Source organism: Prevotella sp. AM23-5, from assembly GCF_003473645.1.
Lineage (GTDB): Bacteria > Bacteroidota > Bacteroidia > Bacteroidales > Bacteroidaceae > Prevotella > Prevotella copri_A.
The window spans coordinates 1-895 of record NZ_QUCG01000012.1 but is presented as its reverse complement, the minus strand read 5'-3'; the positions used below and the strand labels follow the sequence as shown (position 1 = coordinate 895).

The following is an 895-nucleotide window of genomic DNA, read 5'->3' as shown; positions in this document are numbered from 1 at the left end:
GAAAAAAACTGAATACTGAATACTGAACACTCTGTGAATTTGCTGACCTGCGATTTTTCAAGAACCGTTATCCGCCAGGTATCCAGCCGGATAACGGTTCGTTCTATAGCAATATCCTTATCTCCTCGCAAGCCACCATTTCCGCTCCGCGGTAGATAACCACCAGCTTGTGGAGCTTTGTGGTCTTTACCGCCTCTCTGACCATCTCACTGTCCGCATAGCGGGAGATTTGAGCTGATGCCTCCTCGAAGAGCTTTTTCACTTGCTCATCGGTGGTTTGGCTCTTGCAATATTTCAACTCTATGATATATGAATCCACCATGTCCTTGTAGATGTCACAGAGCGGAGAGAGGAAGATGTCGGCATAGCCGCCGTCATTGTCCAGCTCAGAGATAGGGCGGTAGAACTTGTTCTGGCTCGTCATCGCCAAGGTGAAGCCATGCACGAAAGCCTCTCCCTTCTGCTTGTCTCGCTGTGAGGAATACTTCTTCAGGCAGTCGGCGATATATTCAAAGTATGGCTTGTATTCTCCATGATAAGCCAGTTTACTCTCCAGTTTACCCTTGCTATATCTATCATATACCAAGTCGTTCTCCTTGTAGGTGTCGAGCAGGTAGGTGTACATCTGGTCTCGCACCACCTCATTCGGGATGATGAACTTGGTCTCACCATCATAAGTTCCGTCTATCGTTACCATGCCGAAATAGAACAGCAGGCTGAGGAAGTTGTCTGGGTCGTTGATTCGCTCGGCAGGGAAGTTCTCGTTGAGCGTGCCTATCACGAATCCCTGGGTCACCAACTGCTGGATGATGCTGGCATCGTGGGTGAACTCCTTGTCGTGGCGGATGAGCATTCGCAACTTGTCATAGTCGATACGGATGTTGGTCTCCACCAT

1 protein-coding gene is annotated in these 895 nt (G+C 49.1%); it reads right to left on the bottom strand.

What is annotated here, in order from left to right:
- Positions 1–103: 103 nt before the first annotated feature.
- Positions 104–895, bottom strand: a 792-nt coding sequence (locus DW657_RS04545; protein ID WP_199658304.1) for a PD-(D/E)XK nuclease domain-containing protein, incomplete at its 5' end; no start/stop codon positions are given.